The sequence below is a fragment of the Streptomyces sp. AN091965 genome (assembly GCF_022698285.1).
Classification (GTDB): Bacteria; Actinomycetota; Actinomycetes; order Streptomycetales; family Streptomycetaceae; genus Streptomyces.
In genome coordinates this window covers 7,789,823-7,814,529 of the sequence record NZ_JALDMY010000001.1, presented here as the reverse complement: position 1 = coordinate 7,814,529, position 24,707 = coordinate 7,789,823, and the positions used below count along the sequence as shown (strand labels likewise).

Here is a 24,707-nt window from a genome sequence, read left to right as displayed (position 1 = left end):
GGCACAGCCCCGGGTGCCGTCCGGCGCTGGGGAGCCAGGGTCCGCCCCAGGTCCGCCGGGACCGTGGTGCGGCTACGGCAAGGGCACCGCCAGCGCCGCGTCCCTGGTGTCGGGGAGGGCATGGCGGCGCAGAGCCGTGAGGAGGTCGCGCCACGGCGGGGGCCAGCCCGTGCGGGAGCCCAGGGTCTGGGCGAGGGAGACGGCGAAGAGGGGCCGGGCGGGGCCGTGGCCCGCGGCCAGGGCCCGGGCCACGGGCAGCAGGGCCGCCCCGGCGAGGGAGGCGTCCACCCCGGCCAGGCGCTCCGCCAGGGCCCGCGCGGTCGCCCCGGCAAGGACGGGCCGCCCCTCGTGCAGCTCCGCGACCCGCTCCAGGGCCGGCCCCACCGCCGCCCCGCCGACCTCCACCGCGGCCACCAGCAGCCCCACGGCCTGCGGCCTGAAGTCCTCGTACGCGGTGAGGAGTTCTCCCGCGCGCCGGGCCACCGACCGCCCCGCCGTCCCCTGCCGCACCACGAGCCGCGCGACCACGTGCTCGACCCGCCGCCGGGCCCCGAGCCCCGCGTCCCCGGGCACGGCGGCCAGCGAGGCGAGCGCCCGGCACAGGGCCTCGTCGCCCCCGACGGCCGTGACCGCCGCCGTGACCAGGCCGTCCGCGGCCGCCTGCCACACGGCCCGGCCCCGCTCCAGATCCGCGCAGGCCGCGCCGAGCACCTCCGCGACCCCGGCCGACCACGGCGCCCACCGGGGCAGCACGCCGAAGGCGAGGACCGCCGTCCCGGCGGCGTCGGCCGCACCCACGTCGCACACGAGGCGCGCGTACCGCTCCCGGTGCGCGGGCGCGACGTCCAGGGGCGACATCCGCAGGACGGCGAACCGCGACGCGGGCTCGCCCCGCACGGCGTCGGCGAGCAGCTCCCCCACGGGCGCCTCGCCGAGCAGCCCGCCGCAGGACGCCACGCACGCGGCCCGCACGTCCGGGTGGGCGCCCGGCGCCCGGTACGCCTCGCGCAGCAGGTCGGCCGCCGCCGTCGCGGGAAGGCGGGTGGCCGCGAGCCGCGCGGCCTCCTTGCGGCTGGTGACCTTGGCCCCGGGCCCGGTGAGGACCTCGCGCAGCGGCCCGGCGAGCAGCGAAGGCGCGGCGTACCGGGAGGCCCGGCCCGCCGCGTACACCGCGACCCGCGCCCGCTCGTCGCCCGCGTGCGCGAGCAGCGCGGACACGGCGTCGCCGGGCCGGTCCGTGCGGGCGAGCGCGGCGAGGCCCGCCTCGGCGAGGCGTACGTCGCCGGCCGCGCTCCAGTGCCGGGCGAGGTCCGCCCCGGCGCCGGGCACGGCCGCGCAGCGGGCGAGCGCGGCGGCGCGCTCCGCGAGCGGCAGCTTCTCGTCGGCCACGGCGGCCCCCAACTGCCGCGCCCACGCCTCCTGTTGCCCGGCCGTCCAGCGCCGCACCGCCCAGGGCGCGGCGCGCAGCGTCCAGGCGGACCCCGCGGCGAGGAAGCGGCCGTACGGCGGCCGCGTACCGAGCAGCGGGTCGAGCAGGTCGGTGCGGCGGTGGGTGAGGACGGTGCGCACGGGGTCGAGGGCGGCCGCCGAGGGCTCCCGGGCGAGGACGCGCGCGACGCGGTCGTCCCGCTCGGCCGAGGTCGGCGCGGCATCGAGCCACAGGCCGATCGCCGTGGCCGCCGTGGGGTTGTCGCCGCTCCGGACCGCCTGCCCCAGCAGCTCCTGGAGCGCGGCCATGCCCCGCGCGCGGCGCCCGACGGCGCGGGCGAGGGCGAACACCAGGCCGTGGTCCGCCTTCTCCGCACCCGCCTCGATCCAGGGCCGCAGCGCCTCGTACACCGCGTGTTCCTGGCCGCGCCGCAGCGCCCGGTCGAGCCGCCCGAAGTCGGCGCGCCCGGTGCTCCCGGTCAGGAGGGTGAGGGTGCGCAGCCCCCACCCCACCAGCTCGGTGCGGGGGTTGCCGGCGTGTTCGCGCAGCACGGCGAGCGCGAGGGAGCTGAGCGCGTCCCTGGTGTCGTACGAGCAGTCGCGCGCGGCCACGGCGTCGGCGGCGATCCGGTCGAGATGCGGCACGGCGTCGGGGGTGAGCAGCGCGGGCCGCACGGCGGAGAGCGCGTACAGGGCCTCGGAGCGCACCGGGTCCTGTTCGTTGGCGAGACGCTCGGCCATGTCCCGTACGACGAGGGCGACTTCAGACGCGTCGCGGGAGCGGGCCGCGTTGCGAACGAGGAACGGCCAGGCCTCGGCGCGGTCGTCGGCGACGGGGCGCCGCGTGGCGGCGACGAGGCGCTCGCGGACCTCCGCGCACGGCAGATGGGACTCGGCGGCGAGCACCGTGGTCCAGTACGCGCCCTCCGCACGGGCTCGGACGGCGACGCGGCGGGCCTCCTCGGCGGCGGCGTGGCGCGGCAGGACGTCCCACAGGGCGCTGTCGACGGTGGCGGCCCCGGGCCCGCGGCCCTCGACGGCGGCCGCGTACAGCGCGGGCCGGGCGGCGGGCGGGTGCGCGGCGAGCAGCAGGGTGAGGGCGGCGGAGTCGTCGGCGACGGAGCGGGCGTAGGCGGTGAGGCCGGGGCCGCCGTGCCGGGCGAGGCGGCGCAGCACGGACCGGGTCAGCCGGCCGCTGCGACGGATCGCCGCGCCCCACTCGCCGGTGAGGAGCCGCAGCACCCGGCCGGGCGCGACGGCGGCGAACACCCCGATGCGGGGGCTGAGTTGGCTGGGGAAGCGGGTCGGCGCGTACCGCTCCAGGAGGTCCAGTACGCGCAGCGGATCGTGTTCCGCGCCCGCGGCGAGGGCCGCACCGCACCGCTCCCAGCAGGCGTCGCGCAGGGCGTCGGGCGCGGCGGCGAGTTCGCGCGTGACGACGTCGAGCAGGACGCCGTGGTGCCGCTTGGCGAGCGCGCTCAAGGCGCGCACGGCGTACAGGACTTCGGGCAGCAGACGGACCACCACGTCGTCGGAGCAGCCGGGGAGGAGACGGGCCGCCTCGGCGTCGCCCCAGTCCCGCCGGACGCCGTCGACGAGCCGGTCGGCGAGGGCGGTGCGGTGCCCGGCGGCGAGCGCGCGCAGCAGATGGCGGCGCACGGCCTGGGGCGCGTCGGCGAGCGCGGCCTCGAAGGCGGTGTCGGGCACGCCCACGGCGTCGGCGGCGCGCAGGGCGTGGCCGCGGACGAACGCGTCGGGGTCGGCGAGGCGGGCCGCGATCCACGCGGTGTCCCCGGTGACGGCGGCGAGCAGCACCGCGACGCCGCGTTCGTGGGCGCGGCCGGGCACGAACCGGCCCGTGCTGTCGCGTCCCCGCCGGGTGCGGCCCCAGCGGCGGCCGGCCCCGGGCGCGGCCGCGCCGCCCTCGAGGACCGGGAGCCACTCCCGCACCTCGCCGCGGCGTGCCTGCCCGACGCGGGCGAGCTGCCGCATCCGTTCCGGGTACGGCAGCGGATCGAGGCCGGCGAGCAGACGGGCGGCCTCAGCGGCCGGATCGGGGCGAGCCATGCGCCGATTCTGCCCGGCGCACCCGGCCGGACGTACCGATTTACGACCCACGGAAACGGTGCCATGTTGGCGGGAGACGGCCCGGACCCACCGCGGTGACTCCAGCGGAGCGCTTGGGCACATCGTCGGCCCCTGGGGGTGGAAAGGCGTGGCACAGACACACGAGTGGATGTTCTACGAGGTCATGTGGCGCGGGTGGGCGGACCGGGCACGGGTGCCCCACCCCGTGCCGTGGTGGGCGCAGGCCGCCTTCCGGCGCTGGAGCGACGACTTCGACCAGGGCACGTACGCGTCGAAGGAGGCCGCCTTCGCCTCCAACGCCCTGTACCGCTACTGGCACATGGTGGGGGTGAAGGACCACCGCCAGGAGTCCCTGGTCGGCCAGGCGGGCGAGATCGAGCCGGTCTACGACAAGTACTGTCTGGCCTTCTTCCTGTACGACCCGGCGGCGGGCACCGTGCGCCTTCCGCAGCTGGCCGAGGGCGGCGCGGTGGAGCAGCGCGTCGAGGCACCGCACCTGCCCGTGGTGGTGACGGCGTTCCGCTCGGCGGACGGCGTCGCGTACGAGCAGCGGACGTTCGCCACCGCGGTCGGTGCGCGGCAGCGGGACCTGGCGGTGACCCGTCTCGCGGTGCGCAGCCCGGACGGGCGCCCCCGCGAGGGCTGGCTGTGCGCGGCGGTGCTGCCCGCGGGGCCGAGCGGCTTCCAGCGGCACGACCGGCGCGGCGAGCAGCTCACCGACCGGCGCCTGACGTTCCTGCGGTATCTCCCCGACGAGGCGCGGGTGGAGACCAACAGCGGCTGGGGCCCGGTGTTCGACGCCCCGCCGGAGCACTACGGCGTGTACGGCAACCCGGACTTCACCACGGACCCCGGGGCGTATCTGGTCCGCAGCCCCTTCCACGACCTGGTCACCGGCGGCAAGCTCAACGCGGCGCTCCAGGCGCAGGACCAGGTGGCGGGGTTGTGCAGCGCGGCGTTCGCGTGGCCGTTCCGGGTCGCGGACGACGGGGTGTTCACGCTGGACGTGCGGCTTCCGGTCGACCTGTACAGCGGCGCGGACGACCTGGCGGAGCTGCGCGCGACGCCCGCCGCGGACCTGGAGGAGGCGAACCGGGCGTTCTGGACGGCGAAGCTCCTCGGCCAGGGCGTGCGGCCCGAGCTGCCGGAGCCCGTGGCGCACCTGGCGGACCGGTTCAGGCAGTGCCGGGCGCAGCTGCTCGTGCTGTCCGACCACGGGGAGATCCACCCCGGGCCGACGGTGTACGACTCGTTCTGGATCCGCGACTCGTCGGTGGAGGCCACGGCGTGTTCGCTCGTGGGCGACACGGCCCTCGCGGAGCACCAGCTGGGCACGCACTACCCGCTGCGGTTCAACCGCGGCACGGGCCGGATCGGGCCGTGCGCCGAGTACGGCTTCTACGGCGGCCCGCACGAGAAGGACGACCGCGAGTGGGACAGCAACGGCCAGGCGCTGTGGGCGATCGGCCGCTTCGACCGCACGCGCGGCCGCGACGCCGCGTTCGGCGCGAAGCTGTACGCGCCGTACGTCGTCGACGCCGCGCGCTGGCTGCGCGACAACCGGGACCCGTACGGCCTGCTGCACAGCGGCTGGAGCGCGGAGCACCTCGGCGAGCGGGACAAGCCGCACTACTGGGACGACCTGTGGGGCCTGGCGGGCCTCTACGAGGCGGCCCGGCTCGCCGAGCGCCTCGGCACTCCCGAGGTGGCCGAACTCTGGGCGGCGTTCGACGACCTGAAGCAGGCCACGGCGGCCTCGATCCGCTGGGTCCTGGCCGAGCAGCGGCGGCGCGGCGACTGGGAGACGTACATCCCGACCGGTCCTGGTGACGTGGGGCGGCTCGACTCGACGATGATCGGCGCGGCGGCGTACTTCCATCCGCTGCGGCTGCACATGGGCGACAAGCTGGGCGGCGACGTCGACCGGGCGGCGCGCTGGACGCTCGACACGATGTACGCGCGCTTCGTCACCGGCGGCTTCCGGCACGAGGCGGCGTGGAACGCGTACGGGCCGTATCTGACGATGCAGCTGGCGCACGCGTATCTGCTCGCCGGGGATCCGGCGCGGACGGACGCGCTGCTCGGCTGGACCGTGGCCGCCGCGTCGCCGCGCACCGAGGGCCGGGCGGTGGCGCTCGGCGCCTGGAACGAGCAGCACGCCTTCCCCATCGCCTCCGACTACGGCGAGGTGCCGTACCGCCACTGGTACATGGGCGACATCCCGCACGGCTGGGCGGCGGCGGAGTATCTGCTCCTCGTCCGCGACATCCTCTTCTTCGAGGCGGACGAGGACCGCGACCCGCATGTGTACGTGGCGCCGGGCGTGCGCCCGCACTGGGTGCCGGACGGCGCGGCGGTGGCGGTCGGGGCGGCGCCGACGCTGTTCGGCGCCCCCTTCGGCTACCGGCTCGCGCACGACGCGGGCGAGCGCACGGTGACCGTGGACGTCACCGACGCGCCGGAGGGCGTGCGGTACGTCTATCCGTGCCGGTTCGGCCCGGTGCGGGCGGCCACGGCGGACGGGCGCCCGCTGCCGGTCGCGGGCGACGACGTGCAGGTGCCCGCGGGCACGGAGCGGTTCACGGTCACGTACGGCTGACGGGCCGCGGCCGCGGCGGGGCGGGCCGCGGCCGGGCGCTCAAGCGGTGCGCGAGACCCTCTCGCGCCGCAGGCTCTGCCGCTCCTTCTCGGAGAGCCCGCCCCAGACGCCGAACCGCTCGTCGTTGTCCAGCGCGTACGCGAGGCAGGCGGAGCGCATGTCGCAGAGGCGGCAGATGCGCTTCGCCTCACGCACCGAGCTGCCGGGGTCGGGGAAGAAGAAGTCGGGTCCGGTCTGCGCGCACAGCGCCTGCTCCTGCCAGGCCAGTTCGGCTTCGGTCACCGTGGTGTCAATGTGCATGCAACGATCGTGGACGAAAGCGCGAAACAACCGATCAACGTTCGATCAACGCGGCGTACGGGGCCCCCGGGGCAAGGGGCGACCGACCGTTCGGCATGACCCACCGTACGGGCCCGCGCAAGGCGCCGTCGCACCTTTGCGCGCACCGGGCGCGTCGCGCCGCGTCGCTTCAAGAATCCGAGGGCGGCCCGTCCACGACCGCGCGGGGTCGGATTCCCGTCACCCTCCGCCGAGCCCGCCGTCACCTTGTGAAGCCGAAAAAGATTCTGAGAGCGCTCTCAGTCACATCTCTTGACGCCGCGTTTTCGGGGCCGGGACAGTGAGGGGTGCCTCAGGCACAGCGACGCACCACCGCGCACCCGGGCCGCGCTCCTGCACCACTCCCCCCACGTTTCAGCCAGGAGAGAGATGCCGTGATCTCGCGCAGAGTGTTCCTGACGTCATCCGCCGCCACCGCGGGCGCCCTCACCTACCCCGCCTGGGGCGGCGCGCTCAGCCCGCGCGCCGAGGCGGCCCCCGCCACCTGCGAACTCGCCCTGCGGAACGCGTCCCTGCCGGGCCAGGTCCGCGCCTACGTCACCGGCCACGAGCCCGGCACCGGCCGCTGGCTGCTCCTCAGGCCGGACGGCGGCGTCCACCGCCCGGAGTCACCCCCGGCCCCGCGGACGCCACTGGCCGTCGACTGCGCCATCCCGCTGGGCCCGGCCGGATCCGCGCCCAAGGTCCTGACCCTCCCCCAGATGTACGGCGCCCGGGTCTACTTCGTGCGCGACGACAAGCTGGACTTCTTCCTCAACCCGGGCCCCGCGCTCGTCGAGCCCGCCTTCGCCACCCCGGCCGACCCCCACTACGGCCGCACGTGGTCGTTCTGCGAGTTCACCTTCAACAGCACCCAGCTGTACGCGAACATCAGCTACGTCGACCTGGTCACGGCCCTGCCCATCGGCCTGACCCTGGAGGGCGACGCCACGCACACCGTGGCGCCGCTGCCCGACGGGGCCGTCGACAGGATCGCCGCCGACCTGGTGGCACAGGCGGGCCGGGACGGGCAGCCGTGGGACAGGCTGGTGATCCGCGGCGGCGGTCGCGTCCTGCGCGTGATCTCGCCGCAGAACGTCATGGCGCCGTACTTCGACCGCCCCGACCAGATGCCGTTCCGCGACCTGTTCACGGCGTACGTCGACCAGGTCTGGGAGAAGTACCGCTCGACGGACCTGCGGATCGACCTCCAGGGCGGCCGGGGCGTCCGCGCGGGCCGGGTCTCGGGCGCGACCCTCACCTTCGCGGGCGGCCACGCCTTCGCCAAGCCGTCCTCGAAGGACGTCTTCACCTGCGACCACGGCCCGTTCGCCAACAACCCGTCCGACCCCGACGACAGGAAGGCCCTGCTCGCCCGGCTGGCCGCCGGCTTCAATCGCGGCCTCATGCTGACCCACCCCACCCAGCCGAACGGCACGACCGCCGCCGACTACTACCGCGGCCCCGTCACCAACCACTGGGCCCGCGTGGTGCACGCCAACTCCCCCATCGGCTACGCCTTCCCGTACGACGACGTACGCCCGGACGGCCAGCCGGACGTCTCGGGCGCGGCCCACGACGGCAACCCCCGCCGCTTCACGGTGTCGGTCGGGGCGTAGCGCCCGCCCCACGACGTGTGCCCCGGCCCGTGGAGGGCCGGGGCACGCGCGCGTCGCCGTGGGCCGCCTAGTCCTTCGCGGCCGTGAGGGGTTCCGTGACGGGGGCGGGGGCCGGGGTCGGCTTCGGGCGTGGAGCGCTGCCGAACTTGCGGACCAGGGGGGACTCCACCCAGGTGAACAGGGCGTAGGCCACGGCGAGGCTCCCCGCGAAGCAGCCGATGAGCGTGGCGAGGGCGGCGCCGTCCGACATGTCCTGGACCAGCCAGCGCTGGGCCGACACCAGGAACATGACGTGCACCAGGTAGAAGGCGAACGACAGCTCGCCGAGCTTGACCATCACGCGCCCGCGCATCGCCGATCGGGTCCCGCGCACGTCGGCCGTCGCGCCGGCGACGACGAGCGGCACGACCCAGAAGGCCGCCGTGCCGCCGACGCTGTAGAGGTACGGCACCTGGGCGTTGAGGAGGTAGCCGCCGAGCGCGAACAGCGCGGCCGGGACCAGGCCGACGCGCGGCACGAACCCGCCGAGGACGAGGCGCGCCACCACGATGCCGAGGACGAACTCGGCCATGCGGGTCACCGGGAAGAAGTACACGAACCACAGCTGCTCGTGGGTGAGGGGCTGGCCCGGCAGCAGCGGGGTGCCGTCGATGACGTTCTGGGCGAAGAGGACCGCGAGCCAGGGGACGGCGGCGAGCACCACGGCCGCCACCCACAGGCCGCGCACCGAGAGGCGTCGCACCAGCGGAAGCAGCAGCGGGAAGCTCAGATAGAACAGGACCTCGCACGACAGCGACCAGGCCACCGGGTTCATACCGGTGAGCACCGGCAGCTCCGGCACCCAGGACTGGACGAGGAAGAGGCTGGTGAAGAACTTCTTCGCCTCGAACGGGTCGGACGCGAGCAGCATGATCACGACGGTGGCCGCGAAGGCGAGCAGGTGGTTCGGGTAGACCTTGATCATCCGGCGCCGCCAGAAGCCCGGCACCGTGTCGCGCGGCCGTGCCGACCAGGTCAGGATGAAACCGCTCAGCACGAAGAAGAAACTCACGCTCGGCGTGCCCGCGTCCTTGAAGAGGTCGGTGAAGAACTCACCGGTATCACCGCGCAGGAACGTCATCCCCGAGGTCCCGTGGAATGCGAAGACCGGCAGAGCCGCGATGAATCGCATCCCGCTCAGGGACGGAAGTCTGGACAGTTTTGGACGTACGGCATCTGTGGCCATGGGAAATCCTCCGGTTGCTGCTGCCCCGTTGCGGGCACCACGTGCCCGTGGCGGGCCCCCCGGGCCCGCGCGTGCCGAACCGCGAGCGCCCCCGCCGAGCAGGTCACCCGAGATCCTCAAGTCGTCCATAGAGGCTGACGGTTGAAGATCCCCGCCGCAAGATTTCCCGGCCTTTTCGCTGTCCCGGGTACCGCCGGTTTCCCGGCCCGTGTACCGCCGACAGTACGGAGGGGGCGGAAGCGGAGGAAGGCTTCACCGCACCGCCGCCCCGACGGCCGCGTTCGGGCGCGGGACCCGGAGGAATCCGGAACGCCGTGCGGCAGCGCACCGCGCACCGGGGCACGGGCCGGGACCGGCTACCGCACGCGTTCGGCGAGGAATTCCTCCCAGGTGCGCTCGCCGACCGACGCGCCGACGAGCGTGAGGTTCTCGCCCGCGCGGTAGGCGCGGCCCGCCTTGCCGGGCATGCGGACCGGCATCAGGATGCGGTGCTTGCCGCGCGCCTTCAGATAGCCGCGGTTCAGCTCGCCCATGCCGTACACCTTCGGCCCGGCCAGGTCGGCCACCAGGCCCGCCGGTTCACCGAGCGTCAACTCGGCGAGCCTCGCGGCCACCTCCCGGGCGTCGACCGGCTGGAAGCGCAGTCCGCCGGGGACCGGCAGCACGGGCAGCTTCGCCATCTTCTCGGCCATGGTGAGCACGAGGTCGTGGAACTGGGCGGCACGCAGCGTGGTCCACGGAATGCCCGACTCCGCCACGGCGCGCTCGGCCGCCAGCTTCGAGCGGAACCACCCGAGCGGCACCCGGTCCGCCCCGATGACCGAGATGTACACCAGGTGGCGCACCCCCGCCGCCCGGGCCGCCCGCACCAGGTGCCCGGCCGCCTCGGCGTCGCCCTTGGGGCCGCCCGCCAGGTGCAGCACGGTGTCGACCCCGGCCACGGCCTCCTCCACGCCCTCGCCCTTGACCAGGTCACCGGCGACGTAGGTGATGCCGTCACCCGGCGCGTGGGCGTGCCTGCTGAGCACCCGCACCTCGTGCCCGGCCGTCCGCAGGAGCGGCACGACGAGCCGCCCGAGCGTGCCCGTACCACCCGTGACCAGGATCGATGCCGCCATGACTACTCCTCGCTCGTGGGGTCCGGGAGGGGGTTCCCGGGCGCTGCCGCCGGATCGGCGGAGTCATCGCTATGACCCCTGGCGGGAGAGAAGTGTGACCGGGTGCGCGGAAAACTTTCGGCGGGCGCCGCGGGACGCCCCTCTCCGGCGTCTCCGCCGCGCCCGTTCCTGGGGCGTCCCCGCGCCTGAGCACACCTGCGGGCGGCGAGCGCCGCCGTGCGGCGCCTGCTCGACCGGTGCCCGCCCGCGCCCCCTTCGGCTACGCCGACTCCCGTCGCACCAGTTGCGTCGGCAGGACGACGCTCGCCGCGTGCCCGACGTCATCGGCGCCCCGCGGCCGTTCCCGCGGGCGTACGCAGCTCTCGTCGGGGACGGGGCACCGGTCCTGGCCGCGCAGCAGCATGGCCGCCATCAGACGGCCCATCTCCTCGATGTCCTGGCGCACCGTGGTCAACGGCGGGTCGGCCTGCTCGGCCACGGGCAGCATGTCGTCGAAGCCGACGACCGCCACGTCGTCCGGTACGCGCCGCCCGGCCGCGCGCAGGACCCGCAGCGCACCGGCGGCCGACAGGTCGTTCGCGGCGAACACGGCGTCCACGTCCGGGCACCGGTCGAGCAGGTGCCGCATGGCGCGCTCGCCGCCCGCGGGCGTGAAGTCGCCCTCGGCGACGAGCCGCGCGTCCCCGGCGGGAAGCACGTCCCGGAAGCCGTCGAGGCGGTCGGCCGCCGATGTCTGGTCCAGGGCCCCGGTGATGTGCGCGATGCGGGTGCGGCCGAGCCCGGCGAGGTGCCGCACGGCCGTGCGTGCGCCGCCGCGGTTGTCGCAGTCGACGTAGCGCACGCTGTCCTCGCCGCCCGTCCAGCCGGGGCGCCCGCCGAACACCGTGGGGACGCCCGCGCCGTTGATGATGACCGGCAGCGGGTCGTCGAGGTGCAACGAGAAGACGAGGGCCCCGTCGACGTGGCCGCCGGACAGATAGCGGCCCACGCGCGCGTGGTCGGCGCGCCCCTCGGTGAGGAGCAGGACGAGCTGGACGTCATGGGCCGTCAGTTCCTTGCTGATGCCGCGCAGTTGGAGCGCGAAGAACGGATCGGCGAAGACCCGGGTCTCCGGCTCGGCGATGACCACGGCGACGGCGTCGTAGCGCCGGGTGACGAGGCTGCGGGCGGCGCGGTTGGGCACGTAGCCGAGTTCGTCCACGGCCCGTCTGACCTTCACGGCGAGGACTTCCCGCACCCCTGCCTCGCCGTTCACGACCCGGGACACCGTCGCGCGCGAAACGCCGGCCCGCGCGGCCACTGCCTCCAGGGTGGGACGCGCCCCTGCCTCGCTCACCTCGGAACTCCTCATCGGCGGTTGCGGATCAGAATAGCCGCGGCGGCTGCGCCCGGAGCGCGCCGGAACGGGCCCTCAGGCCGGTTCGCGCCCCCCGCTGTCCCCCGTTTCGGCGATGGTGCCGCGCGGTGCCGTGCCCCAGCATCGGGATCACCACCGCCACCGGAAGGAACCCCCATGAAGGTCACACGTCGGCTCGCCGCTCTGGCCGCGGCCCTGGTCACGGCCGCGAGCGGCGCCCTCCTCACGGGGGCGGCGCCCGCGGGCGCCGCAGCGCCCGACCCCGGGAGCCTGTTCCGCAACACGGGCAACGGCCTGTGCATGTCCACCGCCGACGACCCCGCCAACGCCTTCCAGGGCACCGCCACCTTCGCGCCCTGCGACCTCGGCGACCCCCGGCAGCGCTGGCGCCTGAACCTGGCGAACCAGCCCGCGTGGCAGATCTCCTCCGTCGCCACCGGCACGTGCCTGGCGGACGTGGCCGGCTGGGGCCTGGCCTGGCTCAGCAGGTGCGACGCGAACGACGTCGACCAGTTCTGGCACTTCAACGGCAACCAGGCCGGTGACCTGTTCTGGGTGTCGCACGACGACGGCAAGCTCCTGAGCACGCCGTACCGCGAGGGCACGTCCTATGTGACGGTCCGCCACGACCTGGCCCCCCAGGACCCGCGCTACAAGTGGCGGCTCCTTGGCTGACGACCGCCATCACGGGGCGCCGCGCAAGCGACGGACGAACGGGACGCGGAGGGCTCGGGCCCGAGCGGGGCAGGCAGGGATGGCGTGGCTTGCACAGGGCAAGAGAACCTCAGAAACCGGCAGTCCCACTCGCTGATCGGAGGCCCGCCGTGCCCGTCACCGCTCCCCACGTGCCCGCGCCCGTCACCGACCAGGTCCAGGAGCTCCAGGAACGCGTGGAACAGCTCAAACAGGCCGTGCACTCGCACGCGGTCATCGACCAGGCCATCGGCGTCGTCCTCACCGTCGGACGGATGACGCCCGAGGAGGCCTGGGACGTACTGCGCGAGATCTCCATGCGCAGCAACACCAAGCTGCGCACCGTGGCCCAACACATGCTGGCCTGGGCACGAACCGGCGCCCTGCCCACAGGCCTCCGCGTCGAACTGGAACGCCAGTTGGCCCAGCGCGAGGCCGCTTGACCGAGGAACGGGCCCCGCCGCAGAGGGAGGGAGCCCCCCTCAGGAGCAGCGGCCCGATCCGCGCCCACCGCGCGTCGGCCCACGGCACCCGGGCCGGCGATCGGCCGACCTCCACGGACCCGCCTAGTGATGGGCCCCGCCCGACTCCGGCTCGGCCCCCGCACGGGCATGGTGCGGCACGTAGTCCGGAATCGTACCGTCCGGCTTCTTCACCAGGAACAGCCCCACCATCCCCATGTCGGAGTGGCTCTGCACGTGGCAGTGGTACATCCACGCCCCCGCGCCGACTCCCTCTCCCGCGATCACCTGGAAGCCGAAGGAGTCCCCCGGTCCGGTGATCTTGTCGTCGAGGATCTGGCTGGGGTCGTCGGGCCCGGTCAGCATGCCCGTGCGGTTGTCCGCCCAGCGGTGACCGTGGATGTGGAAGGTGTGGTAGTACTCGCCGTGCGTGATCGACACGAACTCGACCCGGTCGCCCACGGTGGCCTCGAAGTCCGGGCCCGAGTGCGCGGGTTTGTTGTTGATCATCATGTCGTTGAAGACGATCACGCAGGTCCGGTCGGGCAGGACGTCGCCCTCGCGGCGCACGATCACCGCCCCGTAGAGGCCCTTGCGCAGGCCGCCGGTGCCGTGGTCGGTGCCGACCACGTGGTCGTGGTAGTGCCAGTATCCGGCCGTGCCGGGCCGCCAGGTGCCGTCCTTGCGGCGTCCGGGCACGTGCGTGCGCCAGGTGTACGTGCGCTTCTTGCCCGGCGCCACGTCGGACCTGGTGTGCTTGGTGCCGTCGCTGGAGATCTCGTAGTCCATGCCGTGGACGTGCAGGCTGACGGCGACATCCGTGGTGTTCTCGAAGTCGACGTGCAGCGTGTCGCCCTCGTTGAGCTCGATCAGCGGGCCGGGCACGGACGCCTTGCCGCGCTCCAGGCCGTACCCCATCTGCCCGTCGGGAAGCTTCTCGGCGTACATCGTGATGCGGCGCACCTCGCCGCCCGCCGGGGCCCTCCTGGGCGGCTTCTCGGCCGGTACCGCCTCGGGCGCCACGGCCGACATCGATGTCACCCCGGTCGCCGCGACCGCTCCGCCCACCAGCATCCGTCGGTTGAAGCTCCGTCTGTCCATGCCGAACTCCCCCACTGTGGAATGGAAACTGACACTGCGTCAGGCACGGTCGTGGCGCGCGAGGCACCGGATTCGGCCACACGCTAGCGGCAGCGCACCCGTTTCTCCACAGGCAGGACAAAGTTCGGGTGAAGTGACGTCATAGCCCTTGGCTAGCCGTCGAAAGAGGGCTAGCTTCAACCGCGCTGTTGCTGTAGTCGCCGCAGTCGTGACCAACGAGGGGTCGGTGTTCTCATGCGGCTCACACCGCGTCAACAACCCTTAACCACACGAGAGTTCGGCAGGTCCAGGTACAGAGCCACCCGTCGCTCCTGGGCGGCGGCCATGGCCGCGGGAGCGCTCGCGGCCGGGGTCCTCTCCGGGCCCGCCGCGTCCGCGCGCCCCTTCCCCGAACCGCCCAGTGACGCCGAGGCGATGAAGACAACGATGTCACGGGCCTTGCCCGCGCCCCCCGGTGGCGCGAACGTGCGGGTCCTCGCCTTCTACGGATCCGCGGCCCCCGGCGACGAGTCGCCGGTGGTCGACGCCGCCATCGCCGCGATCGAGAAGATCGGCCAGTCGGGCCCCACAGCCCAGCGGTTCACCGTCACGGCGACCGACGACCCGGTGGTGTTCACCGACGCCGGACGGCTCGGCAGGTTCAACGCCGTCGCGTTCGTCACCGGCGGGGGCGACGTGCTCGACCCCGAGCAGGAGGCGGGCCTGGAGGCCTACATGGAGGCGGGCGGCGGCTTCCTCGGCCTGCACGACGCGGCCCGCGCCGAGCCGTACTCCAGCTGGTTCACGGGCCTGGTCGGGGCCCGCCCCAAGGACGAGGGCCCCGCGGCCGTGCAGCGCGCGACCGTCGAGGTCGGCGACCGGCAGAGCCCGGCCACCAAGGACCTGCCCCTGGAGTGGAAGCGCCCCGACAGGTGGCTCAACTGGGAGACCAGCCCCTCGGGCGCCGTCCACACCGTGGCGCGGGTGCGCGAGAGCACGTACAAGCCGGACGCGGGCGCGAACGGCTGGGACCACCCGGTCTCCTGGTGCCGCGACTACGACGGCGGCCGCTCCTTCTACACCGGCATGGGCGGCACGGCCGACGCGTACGACGAGACGGACTTCCGGGCGCATCTGCGCGGAGCCCTGCTGTGGACGACCCGTCTGGTGCGCGCCGACTGCAAGGCGGCCATCACCGACAACTACAAGGCCGAGCGCCTGACGCAGCCCAACAAGCCCGGCCAGAACGACCAGATCGGCGAGCCGCACGGCCTGGTGACCGCCCCCGACGGCACGGTCTTCTCCATCGGCCGCGGCGGCGCCGACTCCTCCCAGCCGGTGATCACCGACTGGAACAACCCCGACGTCGGCAAGGGCCGCGGCGAGATCCACGTCTACGACCCGCGGACGAAGCAGGTGACGCTCGCGGGCGCCGTGAGCGTCTTCGGCAACAAGGGCGGCGGCGGTGAGCTGACCAAGAACGAGGAGGGCCTGCTCGGCATCGAGCTGGACCCGCGGTTCGCGTCCAACGGATGGGTGTACCTGCACTACACCCCGCACGCCCGGATCAACCGCGAGACGCACATGGGCGAGCGCTACGTCTCCCGCTTCACCTACGACAAGGCGTCCGGCAAGCTCGCCATGGACAGCGAGAAGGTGCTCCTCAAGTGGCCTGTACAGATCCACAGTTGCTGTCACGCGGGCGGCGGGATGGCCTGGGACTCGAAGGGCAACCTGTACATCGCGACGGGTGACAACAACTCGTCCGGCTCCAGCGACGGCTACTCCGGAAACAACCCGCAGCCGAACTTCAAGGGCGTCTCCTTCGCCGACGCCCGGCGCACGGCGGGCAACACCAACAACCTCAACGGCAAGATCCTGCGCATCCACCCCGAGGCCGACGGCACGTACACGCTCCCCGAGGGCAACCTCTTCACCGGCAAGGAGCCGGACGAGGGCGGCGGCAAGACGCGCGGCGAGATCTATGTGATGGGCGTCAGGAACCCGGCCCGCATCTCCGTCGACAAGAAGACCGACACGCTGTACGCGGGCTGGGTCGGCCCCGACGCGGGACAGCCGTCGACGACGTGGGGCCCGGCGAAGTACGACACGTTCGCCGCGATCACCCACGCCTCCAACCGGGGCTGGCCGTACTGCATGGGCAACAACCAGCCCTACCGCGACCGCAATCTGCCCGACCCGAGCAAGCCGCTGGGCTGGTACGACTGCGAGAACCTGCGCAACGAGTCGCCGAACAACGACGGCCTGGTGAAGATCCCGCCCGCCGAGCCCAACACCATCTGGTACTCCCCGCAGGGCGGCGGCATCGACTACCCGCGCGACGCGAACGGCGTCCCGAGCTACAAGACGGAGGAGCAGAAGCAGCTCCTGCCGTGGCTCAAGGGCGGCGGCCAGGCGACGATGAACGGCCCGGTCTACCGCTACGACCCGGCGAGCACCAGCGCGGACAAGTGGCCCGCGTACTGGGACGGCAAGTGGTTCGTCGGCGACTTCTACGACGGCGACCAGCCGCGGCACGCGGTGCTGACCGACCCCAGGACGGTCGGCAAGGGCGGTCTGCCGGTGCACGCCGAGTCCCTCCGCAAGATCGTTCCGGTGGGCAACGACCGCATCAAGAACCTCATGGACTGGAAGTTCGCCCCCGACGGCTCGCTGTACGTCCTCGACTACGGGCGCGGCTTCTTCACCTCGGACGCCAAGTCCGCGCTGTGGCGCGTGACCTACACCGGCGGCGGGGCCACCCCGGCCGCGGGTGACCTGGCACGGAAGGCGGGACGATGAGAGCGGACGGCGGGACGAGGGGGCCCGCGCGCGGGCGGGCACGGCCCGCGAGCGCCTGGGCGGCGGTGCTCGCCGCGCTCGCCCTGGTGCTCGGCCTGACCTCGGGGGCGGCGGCGCGCCCGGACGGGCCGCGCGCACCACAGCAGACCCTGACGTGGACCGCGGACAACGACATCAGCAAGTACACGTCGGCGCCGACGACGGCGGTCGCGGGCAAGGCCACGATCGTCTTCGAGAACAGCGTGGCGACCGGCAACACCACCGGCATGCCGCACACGCTGACGTTCGACGTCTCGGACCCGGAGTACAACAACGACGTCCCGCTGAACCTCCTCGCCAATCCGAATGACGAGAAGGGCGGCAAGTGGACCGCCGAGGTGACCCTCAAGCCCGGCCGCTACCGCTACTACTGCACGATCCCCGGACACGGGGCGATGCAGGGCATCCTCGTCGTGACGGACGGCGGGGGCGCGGACACGACGGCGCCGGAGACCGGGGCGAAGGTCGCCGGGGCGGCCAACTCCGACGGCGCGTACGTCGGTTCGGCGACCGTGACGGTGTCCGCGACGGACGAGGGTTCGGGCGTCGACAAGGTCGAGTACGCCGTCGGGGCCGACGGCGCCTGGCAGCCGTACACCGCGCCGGTCGTGGTGAACACGGTCGGCGCCCACACGATCCGCTATCGCGCGAGCGACAGGGCGGGCAACGTGGCGGCCGAGAAGGCGGTCGACTTCCGGGTCGTGGCGCCGCCGACCGACGACAGGACGCCGCCCGAGACCTCGGCGACGGTCAGCGGCGAGCAGAACGGCCAGGGCCAGTACCTGGGCATGGCCACGGTCACGGTGACGGCCTCCGACACGGGCTCGGGCCTGAACAAGGTCGAGTACGCGCTCGGCGACGGCGCCTGGACGGCCTACACCGCCCCCGTGATGGTGCACGCGGTGGGCACCCACAAGGTGCGCTACCGCGCCTCCGACAAGGCGGGGAACGTGGCCGCGGAGAAGGCGGTCGAGTTCACGGTGGTCGCGCCGCCGCAGGAGGACAGGACCCCGCCCGAGACCTCGGCGAAGGTCGAGGGCGACAAGAACTCCGACGGTGCCTACGTCGGCCGGGCGAAGGTCACGGTGACCGCGACGGACGCGGGCTCGGGCGTGGCCAGGGTCGAGTACTCCCTCGACGGCGGCCCCTACGTGACCTACACCGGGCCCGTGGTGGCCGACCGCGTCGGGCGGCACACCGTGGCCTACCGGGCGAGCGACAAGGCGGGCAACACCGCGCCGGCGAAGTCGGTGGCGTTCACCGTCGACGAGGGCGGCGGGGTCCCCGGACCCAACTGCCCCGAGTACGACGAGCGGTTGACGGTGTTCGTGGGCACGGTCGACACGGGCATCCCGAACCGGGTCACCAACAACCGCTGCCGCGTCGGCGAGCTGATCGAGGACGAGAAGGACTGGTCGTCGCACGCGCTGTTCCTCAAGCACGTCAAGTCGGTCACGGACCGCCTCAAGCGGGCGGGCGAGATCGACCTGCGTGAGTACAACAAGATCAACAAGGCGGCGAAGGAGTCCGGCATCGGCAAGCCCGGCCAGACCGAGGGCTACCGCCCCCTCTTCGACGGCACGCAGAGGTCCTTCGCCAAGTGGAGCCAGGTGGGCGGCGGTTCGTTCGGCCTGAACGCCGACGGCTCGATGACCTCGGGCACCACGAAGAACGGGCTCGGCATGCTGTGGTTCCCCGAGCGCACGTACGGCGACTTCTCGCTGAAGCTCCAGTGGCGGGACGACGCGCCCGGCTCCGGCAACGCCAACTCCGGTGTCTTCGTGCGCTTCCCGCAGGTCCACGACCATCCGGAGGAGTCGCGTCCGGAGTGGGTGGCCATCAAGTACGGCCATGAGGTCCAGGTCCTCGACCGGCCCGACGGCGACATGTACAAGACCGGGTCGGTGTACGGCTTCGACCGGGTCGGCCTCGCGGGCGCGGGCGTGACGCCCAAGGGCACCTGGAACGACTACGAGATCCGCGTGGTCGACCAGCACTACGCGGTCTACCGCAACGGCGTCCTGATCAACGAGTTCGACAACACCGGCGGCCAGGTCTTCGAGCCGCCGCGCGGCGACGACCCGGGCACGGACGGGCGCCGCTTCGCGTCCGGCTACGTGGGCCTCCAGGTCCACGGGGTCACCGACGTGGTGTCGTACCGGGACATCCGGATCAAGGAGCTGTAGGCGCCCCTCCTCCGAGGCGGGTTCAGCCGTCGTCGTGCTTCGCGCGGCTCGGCTGGACCCGCTTCGGCTCGCCCGGCATCTTCGGGTACTCGGGCGGATACGGCAGGTCGCCGAGGCCGTGGTCGCGCTCGTCGCGGTCCGCCTGTTCGAGCAGGCCCTCCAGCGAGAAGGCGTGCTCGTCCATGTCCCGGTGCACGTCGCCGACCTCCGCGAAGCGCCCGGGCATGGTGCCGAGGTCGAAGTCGCGGGGCACCGCGTCGTCCAGCTCCTCCCAGCGCAGGGGCGCGGAGACGGGCGCGTGCGGGCGGGCGCGCACCGAGTAGGCGGAGGCGATGGTGCGGTCGCGGGCGGTCTGGTTGAAGTCCACGAAGATCCGCTCGCCGCGCTCCTCCTTCCACCAGGCGGTCGTCACGGCGTCCGGCATGCGCCGCTCCAGTTCGCGCCCGCAGGCGATGGCGGCCCGCCGCACCTGGACGAAGGTCCAGCGCGGCTCGATGGGCACGAAGACGTGCAGGCCGCGCCCGCCGGAGGTCTTGGGCCAGCCGCGCAGGCCGAACCCGTCGAGCACCGCGCGGAGTTCGTGGGCCGCGCGGACGGCGTCGGCGTAGTCGGTGCCGGGCTGCGGGTCGAGGTCCAGGCGCAGTTCGTCGGGATGGTCGGGCGCGGCACTCCGCACCGGCCAGGGGTGGAAGGTGAGCGTGCCGTACTGGGCGGCCCAGACGACGGCGGCGACCTCGGTCGGGCAGATCTCGTCAGCCGTGCGGCCGCTGGGGAAGGTGATGGTGGCGGTCGGGATCCAGTCGGGCAGGTTCTTCGGCGCCCGCTTCTGGTAGAAGGACTCGCCGCCGACGCCTTCCGGGTAGCGCTCCAGGGTGGTGGGCCGGTCGCGCAGGGCCCGCAGGATCCCGTCGCCGACGGCGATGAAGTACGTGGCGAGGTCCCGCTTGGTGAAGCCGCGCTCGGGGAACAGCACCCGGTCCGGGCTGGAGAGCCGTACCGTCCGCTCTCCCGCCGTCAGCTCCACCGCCGCGCCCGCGCCACCCATGCGAGCCACGCTAGACGCCCGCGCGCGACCCCGCATATCGGGCGATTTCCCCTGCCCCGGAGCAGAATCGGGATCATGGACCTGCCGGTGATGCCCCCCGTGAAGCCCATGCTCGCCAAGTCCGTGGCGAAGATCCCGCCGGGCATGCAGTACGAGGCCAAGTGGGACGGCTTCCGCGCGATCGTCTTCCGGGACGGACCCGAGGTGGAGATCGGCAGCCGCGGCACGAAGTCCCTGACCCGCTACTTCCCCGAGCTGGTCGAGGCCCTCAAGGAGCGGCTGCCGCAGCGCTGTGTCCTGGACGGCGAGATCGTGATCGCGCGCGGCGGGCGCCTGGACTTCGACGCCCTCACCGAGCGGATCCACCCGGCGGACTCGCGGGTGCGGCTGCTCGCCGAGCGGACTCCGGCGTCGTACGTCGCCTTCGACGTGCTCGCCCTGTTCGACGAGCCCGTGGGGGACCTCTCGCTGCGCGACCGGCGCCGACTGCTCGCCAAGGCGCTCGAAGACGTGACGGCACCGGTGCACCTGGCGCCCGCGACGCTCGACGAGGAGGTGGCGCGGGAGTGGTTCGAGCGGTACGAGGGGGCCGGGCTCGACGGAGTGATCGCCAAGCCCCTCGACCTCAGGTACCGCCAGAACGAACGCCTGATGTACAAGATCAAGCACGAGCGGACGGCGGACTGCGTGGTCGCGGGCCTGCGCCTGCACAAGAGCGGGCCCGTCGTGGGCTCGCTCCTGCTCGGCCTGTACGACGACGCGGGCGCGCTCCAGCACGTCGGGGTGTGCGCCGCCTTCTCCATGAAGCGGCGCGAGCAGCTCATGGAGGAGCTCGCACCGCTGCGGATGGACTCCGTCGCGGGGCATCCGTGGGCGGCCTGGGCGGACGAGGCGGCCCACGAGAGCGCGCGGCTGCCCGGTGCGGTGAACCGGTGGTCGGGCAAGAAGGACCTGACCTGGGTGCCGTTGCGGCCCGAGCGGGTGTGCGAGGTGGCCTACGACCACATGGAGAACGGGGCCCGCTTCCGCCACACGGCCCAGTTCCGGACGTGGCGCCCCGACCGGGACCCCGCGTCGTGCACGTACGCCCAACTGGAGGAACCGGCGGGCTACGACCTGTCGGAGGTCTTGGGCTCGGCGCCGGCGTAGACAGGACGACGACGTACGTTCCGCGGCGCTCCGCGCCGGGGCCCTGCCTGGCAAGGCAGAGCCGTCATGGGCGGGTGGGTGGGAGATCCGCCGCGGTAGCGGCGGCACCCCCCCCCACCACCCGCAGACAATTTCCCGCCAAGCCCCACCCACCCCTTCCGCTCAGAAGAGCACGGCCGTAGGCTCCGCGCCTGACACAGGCGTTACCTACGGTAAGGGGAGGGCCGCATGGGGCAGCCGCAGCCAGCGGGGAGCACACGCCGGACGTTCGTCAAGGGCGCGGCGACAGCGGGCGGCGCGGCCGCCCTGGGCCTGGGCGGCCTACCCGGGTCCGCTGGCGCGGCCCCGCGCGCGAGACAGTCCGTCGCCGTGCTGGGCGGCGGCGTCGCAGGCCTCACCGCCGCCCACGAACTCGCCGAGCGCGGCTTCGCCGTCACGGTCTACGAGCGCCGCGCACTGGGCGGCAAGGCCCGCAGCTTCGACGTGCCGGACAGCGCGAAGGGCACCCGCAAACCGCTCCCGGGCGAGCACGGCTTCCGCTTCATCCCGGGCATATACCACAACCTGCCGGACACGCTGCGCCGCATCCCCTTCCCCGGGAACCGCAACGGCGTCTGGGACAACCTGATCGCGCCGCCGGAGATGAGCTTCACCCGCGCGGGCGGCCGCGAGGACATCCGCCTGCCGATCCCCGGCCGCGACGGCGAGCCCGCCGACCTGACGCCCGACGACATCGCCCGCGCCCTCACCGCGTTCCTCGACACCGCGTTCAACATTCCCGCGCACGAGATCGCGTACTTCGTGAACCGCGCCCTGGTCTTCCTCACCAGCTGCGACGAGCGCCGCGACGACCAGTGGGAGGCCAAGCCCTGGTGGGACTTCGTGCGCGCCAAGGACATGTCGTACGACTACCAGCGCATCCTGGCCATCGGCGTGACGCGCAACATCGTCGCGACGAAGGCGGAGGTGGCCAGCACCCGTACCGTCGGGACGCTCGGAGAGGCCTTCGTGTTCAACGCCCTGGGCCGGGGCGCGGACGGCCCGCCCGACCGCATCCTGAACGCGCCGACCAACGAGGCGTGGATCGACCCGTGGGTGGCGCATCTGAAGTCCCTCGGCGTGGAGTTCCGCGTGGGCTGGACCGTGCGCGAGGTCGCGTACGGCGACGGCCGGGTGACCAAGGCGGTGATCGAGGACGCCGGGGGCGCCCGCCAGGACGTCACCGCCGACCACTACGTGCAGGCCATGCCGGTGGAGCACGCCCGCAGGACGTGGGGCGCCGCGCTGCGGGCGGCGGATCCGCAGCTGCCGCGCTGCGACAAGCTGCGGACGGACTGGATGACGGGCATCCAGTTCTATCTGACCGAACGTCCCAAGGTCGTCGACGGGCACTTCAACTGCATCGACTCGCCCTGGTCGCTCACGGGCATCGCCCAGGCCGCGCACTGGAAGGGCCGTGACTTCCCCGCCGAGTACGGCGACGGGCTCGTGGTGGACTGTCTGTCGGTGGACATCTCCGAGTGGGACAAGCCGGGGATCCTGTACGGCAGGACGGCGAAGAACTGCACGCGCGAGGAGATCGCGCGCGAGGTGTGGGCCCAGCTGAAGGCCCATCTCAACGACACCGGCAAGCAGGTCCTGACCGACGGCAAGCTGCACTCCTGGCACCTGGACCCGGGCGTCGACGGCACCGGCGGCCCGGACCCGCGCAACGACGACGAGCTCCTGATCCACCCGGTGGGCACGCTGCACAACCGCCCGTCGGCCGCGACGAAGATCCCCAACTTCTTCCTGGCGGGCGACTACGTGGCCGTGGACATCGACCTCGCCACCATGGAGGGCGCCAACGCGGCCGCACGCCAGGCGGTCAACGCCCTTCTGGACCGGGTGGGTTCGAGCGCGCGGCGATGCACGGTGACGTCCCGCTACCGCCCTCCGGAGATCGAGGGGCTCAAGCGCGCCGACCGCACCCGCTACCGCCTCGGTCTGCGGAACGCCTTCGACCTCGGCTGACAACGGCCGTATTCGGGGTACATCCCCGGCATGGAACGGCGAACACGCGTGGGGCACACGACGGCGCGAGGAGCGCGGGGGTGGCGTGCGGCGGTCGCGGCGCTGGCACTCGCCGCGCTCGCGCCCGCCTGCACCCTCGACAGGGCGGGCACGGACGGGCGGCCGACGGGCCGGGACGAGGGCGGCCGGGTGCTCGCCGTGAAGGTCGACAACGTGGGCCCCGCACGCCCGCAGACCGGCCTGGAGGCGGCGGACGTCGTGTACGTGGAGCGGGTGGAGGCCGGGCTGAGCCGCCTGATGGCCGTCTACGCGCGCCGGCTGCCGCCGGTGGTGGGGCCCGTGCGCAGCGCGCGGGAGACGGATCTGGAGCTCCTTCGCCAGTTCGACGACCCGGCGCTCGCGTTCTCCGGGGCGCAGTCGAAGCTCCTCCCGCTGATCGACGCGGCCCCGCTGCGCGCCCTGCCCGCGGAGGGGGCGCCCGGCAGGGCCTACTACCGGGGCGGCGCGAAGCCCGCGCCGCACAACCTCTACGTCCGCCCGGACGCGCTGGGGGCCCGGGTGTCGGCCGACGGCCTGGAGAGCACGGGCTTCCGGTTCGGGCCGCGCCCGGCGGGCGGCACGCCCACGACCCGGCTCACGCTGCGCTTCCCCTCCGCGCGCTTCACCTTCACCTGGGTCGAGTACGAGGGGCGCTGGCACATCGCGATGGACGGCACGCCCTCCCGCACCGCGTCCGGGGCCGCGCTCGGCGCCGCCACGGTGGTCGAACAGCGCGTCGACATCCGTGACTCGCGCTTCCACGACCGCGCGGGCAGCGCGTCGCCGTTCAGCCGCACGGTGGGCTCGGGCAGCGCGCGGGTGCTGCGCGACGGGCGCGCGTACGAGGCGCGCTGGCGGCGCGACACACCGCGGGACGGCACCACGTTCACGACCCGCGACGGAAAGCCGCTCGCGTTCGCGAAGGGACCGGTGTGGGTGGTGTTCACCCAGGCGTGAGCGCGGTGGCGCTCAGGAGGGCGTCAGGGGCGCCGACCGCAGGTGCTCGGCGGCGTCCGCGACCCGCTGGGCCAGGCCGAGGAACAGCCGGCGCTCCTCGTCGGTCAGCGGGGCGAGGAAGACCTGGTTCATCCGGGCCGTGCGCACCGTCAGCTTGCGGTGGACGCGCCGCCCTTCGGCGGTGGGCCGCAGCAGGGCGCGGCGGCCGTCCTGCGGGTCGCGGACCTTGTCGACGAGGCCGCGGCGGCTGAGCCTGCTGATGACCTCGGCGACGGTCGACCGGTCCAGGCCCACGCGCTCGCCGACGCCGCGCTGATCGAGGCCGGGCTCGGCGACCAGGCTGTTGAGGACGGCGAACTGGGGGGACGTGGTCTCCTCCGAGACCATCGTGTTCCACAGGAGGTGGTGGGCCTGCTGGAGGCGGCGGGCGAGGTGCCCCGGATGGCTGGTCAGATCCACCGCGGCCATGGCGGTCCCCTCCCTGGCAGGAC

17 protein-coding genes are annotated in these 24,707 nt (G+C 73.6%); 9 read left to right on the top strand and 8 right to left on the bottom strand.

Annotation, left to right across the window (positions count from 1 at the left end; all coding sequences use genetic code 11):
• Window positions 1-72: 72 nt before the first annotated feature.
• The gene (locus MQV74_RS33175) at window positions 73-3,495 is read right to left on the bottom strand and encodes a hypothetical protein (RefSeq protein WP_242726283.1); all 3,423 of its coding nucleotides are present in this window, start codon (window positions 3,493-3,495) and stop codon (window positions 73-75) included.
• Between the two features lie 148 nt (window positions 3,496-3,643).
• Here MQV74_RS33175 and MQV74_RS33170 point away from each other — a divergent pair, with 148 nt between their 5' ends.
• Window positions 3,644-6,115, top strand: a complete 2,472-nt coding sequence (locus MQV74_RS33170) for a hypothetical protein (RefSeq protein ID WP_242726281.1) — start codon at window positions 3,644-3,646, stop codon at window positions 6,113-6,115.
• A gap of 39 nt (window positions 6,116-6,154) precedes the next feature.
• Here the strand turns inward: MQV74_RS33170 and MQV74_RS33165 are convergent, their stop codons facing one another.
• Window positions 6,155-6,415 carry a WhiB family transcriptional regulator gene (locus tag MQV74_RS33165; RefSeq protein WP_030668194.1) on the bottom strand — a complete coding sequence of 87 codons (261 nt, stop codon included), beginning with the start codon at window positions 6,413-6,415 and terminating at the stop codon, window positions 6,155-6,157.
• A 413-nt stretch (window positions 6,416-6,828) separates the two neighbouring features.
• Between MQV74_RS33165 and MQV74_RS33160 the strand changes: the two genes are divergently transcribed.
• Window positions 6,829-8,052 carry a glycoside hydrolase family 64 protein gene (locus MQV74_RS33160; RefSeq protein ID WP_242726279.1) on the top strand — a complete coding sequence of 408 codons (1,224 nt, stop codon included), beginning with the start codon at window positions 6,829-6,831 and terminating at the stop codon, window positions 8,050-8,052.
• 67 nt (window positions 8,053-8,119) lie between these two features.
• On the opposite strand, the gene MQV74_RS33155 is transcribed toward MQV74_RS33160, so the two are convergent.
• The 3 genes from MQV74_RS33155 to MQV74_RS33145 form a co-directional block, all read right to left on the bottom strand.
• Window positions 8,120-9,223, bottom strand: coding sequence for an acyltransferase family protein (locus MQV74_RS33155; RefSeq protein ID WP_242726277.1), 1,104 nt, complete (start codon window positions 9,221-9,223; stop codon window positions 8,120-8,122).
• A gap of 410 nt (window positions 9,224-9,633) precedes the next feature.
• A complete protein-coding gene (locus MQV74_RS33150) occupies window positions 9,634-10,395 on the bottom strand; it encodes an SDR family oxidoreductase (protein ID WP_242726275.1) in 762 nt (253 codons plus the stop codon).
• Window positions 10,396-10,654: 259 nt separating this feature from the next.
• The gene (locus tag MQV74_RS33145) at window positions 10,655-11,746 is read right to left on the bottom strand and encodes a LacI family DNA-binding transcriptional regulator (protein WP_278194266.1); all 1,092 of its coding nucleotides are present in this window, start codon (window positions 11,744-11,746) and stop codon (window positions 10,655-10,657) included.
• Between the two features lie 162 nt (window positions 11,747-11,908).
• Here MQV74_RS33145 and MQV74_RS33140 point away from each other — a divergent pair, with 162 nt between their 5' ends.
• Window positions 11,909-12,427 (top strand): ricin-type beta-trefoil lectin domain protein, encoded by a 519-nt coding sequence (locus tag MQV74_RS33140; protein ID WP_242726271.1) that lies wholly within the window; start codon window positions 11,909-11,911, stop codon window positions 12,425-12,427.
• 149 nt (window positions 12,428-12,576) lie between these two features.
• Window positions 12,577-12,888: an ANTAR domain-containing protein gene (locus MQV74_RS33135; protein ID WP_242726269.1), complete on the top strand. Its 312-nt coding sequence runs from the start codon at window positions 12,577-12,579 to the stop codon at window positions 12,886-12,888.
• Between the two features lie 123 nt (window positions 12,889-13,011).
• On the opposite strand, the gene MQV74_RS33130 is transcribed toward MQV74_RS33135, so the two are convergent.
• Window positions 13,012-14,007 (bottom strand): multicopper oxidase domain-containing protein, encoded by a 996-nt coding sequence (locus tag MQV74_RS33130; protein ID WP_242726267.1) that lies wholly within the window; start codon window positions 14,005-14,007, stop codon window positions 13,012-13,014.
• Between the two features lie 324 nt (window positions 14,008-14,331).
• On the opposite strand from MQV74_RS33130, the gene MQV74_RS33125 reads away from it, so the two are divergent.
• Entirely contained in the window at window positions 14,332-16,788 is a 2,457-nt protein-coding gene (locus tag MQV74_RS33125) for a ThuA domain-containing protein (RefSeq protein WP_242726265.1), read from the top strand.
• A complete protein-coding gene (locus MQV74_RS33120) occupies window positions 16,785-19,013 on the top strand; it encodes an OmpL47-type beta-barrel domain-containing protein (RefSeq protein WP_242726263.1) in 2,229 nt (742 codons plus the stop codon). The genes MQV74_RS33125 and MQV74_RS33120 overlap by 4 nt, the downstream gene beginning before the upstream one ends.
• Before the next feature lie 22 nt (window positions 19,014-19,035).
• Here the strand turns inward: MQV74_RS33120 and ligD are convergent, their stop codons facing one another.
• Window positions 19,036-20,058 (bottom strand): non-homologous end-joining DNA ligase, encoded by a 1,023-nt coding sequence (ligD, locus tag MQV74_RS33115; RefSeq protein ID WP_242726261.1) that lies wholly within the window; start codon window positions 20,056-20,058, stop codon window positions 19,036-19,038.
• A gap of 75 nt (window positions 20,059-20,133) precedes the next feature.
• Between ligD and MQV74_RS33110 the strand changes: the two genes are divergently transcribed.
• The 3 genes from MQV74_RS33110 to MQV74_RS33100 all read left to right on the top strand — a co-directional run bounded on the left by MQV74_RS33110 (window position 20,134) and on the right by MQV74_RS33100 (window position 24,216).
• A complete protein-coding gene (locus MQV74_RS33110) occupies window positions 20,134-21,207 on the top strand; it encodes an ATP-dependent DNA ligase (RefSeq protein WP_242726259.1) in 1,074 nt (357 codons plus the stop codon).
• Between the two features lie 228 nt (window positions 21,208-21,435).
• On the top strand, window positions 21,436-23,220 hold the full coding sequence (locus tag MQV74_RS33105; protein WP_242726257.1) for a hydroxysqualene dehydroxylase: 1,785 nt from the start codon (window positions 21,436-21,438) through the stop codon (window positions 23,218-23,220).
• A gap of 30 nt (window positions 23,221-23,250) precedes the next feature.
• Window positions 23,251-24,216, top strand: coding sequence for a DUF3048 domain-containing protein (locus MQV74_RS33100; RefSeq protein WP_242726255.1), 966 nt, complete (start codon window positions 23,251-23,253; stop codon window positions 24,214-24,216).
• Window positions 24,217-24,228: 12 nt separating this feature from the next.
• Here MQV74_RS33100 and MQV74_RS33095 read toward each other — a convergent pair whose 3' ends face one another.
• Window positions 24,229-24,684, bottom strand: a complete 456-nt coding sequence (locus tag MQV74_RS33095) for a MarR family winged helix-turn-helix transcriptional regulator (protein WP_242726253.1) — start codon at window positions 24,682-24,684, stop codon at window positions 24,229-24,231.
• Between the last annotated feature and the right edge of the window lie 23 nt (window positions 24,685-24,707).

Excerpts from the sequence above, each read along its gene's own strand:
- MQV74_RS33175 (WP_242726283.1), bottom strand. The coding sequence starts at position 3,495 with ATGGCTCGCCCCGATCCGGCCGCTGAGGCCGCCCGTCTGCTCGCCGGC.
- MQV74_RS33165 (WP_030668194.1), bottom strand. The coding sequence starts at position 6,415 with ATGCACATTGACACCACGGTGACCGAAGCCGAACTGGCCTGGCAGGAG.
- MQV74_RS33155 (WP_242726277.1), bottom strand. The coding sequence starts at position 9,223 with ATGCGATTCATCGCGGCTCTGCCGGTCTTCGCATTCCACGGGACCTCG.
- MQV74_RS33150 (WP_242726275.1), bottom strand. The coding sequence starts at position 10,395 with ATGGCGGCATCGATCCTGGTCACGGGTGGTACGGGCACGCTCGGGCGG.
- MQV74_RS33145 (WP_278194266.1), bottom strand. The coding sequence starts at position 11,746 with ATGAGGAGTTCCGAGGTGAGCGAGGCAGGGGCGCGTCCCACCCTGGAG.
- MQV74_RS33140 (WP_242726271.1), top strand. The coding sequence starts at position 11,909 with ATGAAGGTCACACGTCGGCTCGCCGCTCTGGCCGCGGCCCTGGTCACG.
- MQV74_RS33130 (WP_242726267.1), bottom strand. The coding sequence starts at position 14,007 with ATGGACAGACGGAGCTTCAACCGACGGATGCTGGTGGGCGGAGCGGTC.
- MQV74_RS33125 (WP_242726265.1), top strand. The coding sequence starts at position 14,332 with ATGGCCGCGGGAGCGCTCGCGGCCGGGGTCCTCTCCGGGCCCGCCGCG.
- MQV74_RS33120 (WP_242726263.1), top strand. The coding sequence starts at position 16,785 with ATGAGAGCGGACGGCGGGACGAGGGGGCCCGCGCGCGGGCGGGCACGG.
- ligD (WP_242726261.1), bottom strand. The coding sequence starts at position 20,058 with ATGGGTGGCGCGGGCGCGGCGGTGGAGCTGACGGCGGGAGAGCGGACG.
- MQV74_RS33110 (WP_242726259.1), top strand. The coding sequence starts at position 20,134 with ATGGACCTGCCGGTGATGCCCCCCGTGAAGCCCATGCTCGCCAAGTCC.
- MQV74_RS33105 (WP_242726257.1), top strand. The coding sequence starts at position 21,436 with ATGGGGCAGCCGCAGCCAGCGGGGAGCACACGCCGGACGTTCGTCAAG.
- MQV74_RS33100 (WP_242726255.1), top strand. The coding sequence starts at position 23,251 with ATGGAACGGCGAACACGCGTGGGGCACACGACGGCGCGAGGAGCGCGG.
- MQV74_RS33095 (WP_242726253.1), bottom strand. The coding sequence starts at position 24,684 with ATGGCCGCGGTGGATCTGACCAGCCATCCGGGGCACCTCGCCCGCCGC.